General features: G+C 72.0%; 1 protein-coding gene. It reads right to left on the bottom strand.

Translation table 11 applies throughout. From position 1 onward, the window contains the following. Window positions 1-588: 588 nt before the first annotated feature. On the bottom strand, window positions 589-1,315 hold a 727-nt coding region (locus tag ABZ749_RS35310), incomplete at its 5' end, for a molybdopterin-dependent oxidoreductase (RefSeq protein ID WP_357235774.1).

Raw genomic sequence — 1,315 nt, 5'->3', positions numbered from 1 at the left:
CAGGACACCGACCGCTGGCCGGCACCCGCAACCCGGGGTGCCGGCCAGCGGCCTTCCTGCTGCCACCGAGCGCCGACCACCGCCCTGCGGCCGCTGACGCTGACCGCCGTTCCCACACCACCGGCCCCCGGCGATGGGTGCAGCCCCTGGGAACGCCGACCGCAGGCCGCTGCCGCTGAATAAGCCGCCGCAAGCGGCTGAGGAAGCCGGCCGTGGGCCGGGGCCGAAGGGCGGAGAGCGCCGAACTGGCCCCAACGGAAGCAACTGGCGTCGACAAACCGACTTGGCCCCGCAGATCTTGGACACTTTCCGTTCCGTGGGCGGGCCGTGCTGACGGAAAGTGTCCAAGATCTGCATGCGCTCCCGGATATGACCGGTCAGTCAGCGGGCCCGCCGACCCATGGACAGTCTCGGGAGCCGGCAGGCCAGACCGCAGACACAGCCACCGACGCGCAGGGCACGCCGCCAATACAGCCCACCAACCCGCAGGCCAGGCCGCAGACACAGCCCGCCGACCGCACAGCACACGGCGCCAACACAGCCCGCCGATTCGGGGGCGCACCCGCGCGGGCGACGTCGTGCCGTGGATCAGCGGACAGTGACGGTGACCGTGTGCCAGCCGGTGGCGCCGTCCGGGACGACGTCCTGCGTACGTTCGGTTTGGGTTTCACCTGTCGCGTCGGTCGCGCGGACCTGGAGTCGGTGCTCGCCAGGTGTGGCGTCCCAGCGCCAGGACCATTGCACCCAGGTGTCGACCGACACGGTGGGGGCCAGCGCGGCTTCCTGCCACGGGCCGTCGTCGACGCGTACCTCGACTCGGCGGATGCCCCGGTGCTGCGCCCAGGCCACCCCGGCGACGGTCACCGGGCCGGCAGTCAGCCGGTTACGTCCCCGGGGCGTGTCGATCCGGGACTGGGTCTTGATCGGCCCCTGGGGGGACCAGCCGCGCGGCACCCAGTACGCGTCGAAGTCGGCGAACCGCGTCAGCTCCAGTTCGGTCACCCATTTGCAGGCCGACACGTAGCCGTAGAGGCCCGGCACCACCACTCGGACCGGGAAGCCGTGCTCGACCGGCAGTGGCTCGCCGTTCATCCCGACGGCCAGCAGCGCGTCCCGTCCGTCGCGCAGCGCGGCGGTGGGGGTGCCGCAGGTCCAGCCGTCGACCGACCGGCCGACGACCTGGTCGGCGTCGTCGTCCGGCTCGACCTCGTCCAGCAGTTCCCGCAGGGGTACGCCGAGCCACAGGGCATTGCCGATCAGGTCCCCGCCCACCTCGTTGGAGACGCAGGCCAACGTGACGTACCGCTCGACCAGT

It is taken from the genome of Micromonospora sp. NPDC047753, assembly GCF_040642735.1.
Lineage (GTDB): Bacteria > Actinomycetota > Actinomycetes > Mycobacteriales > Micromonosporaceae > Micromonospora.
Note: the sequence above shows the minus strand (reverse complement) of the source record. Positions and strands in the feature narration are given on the sequence as shown.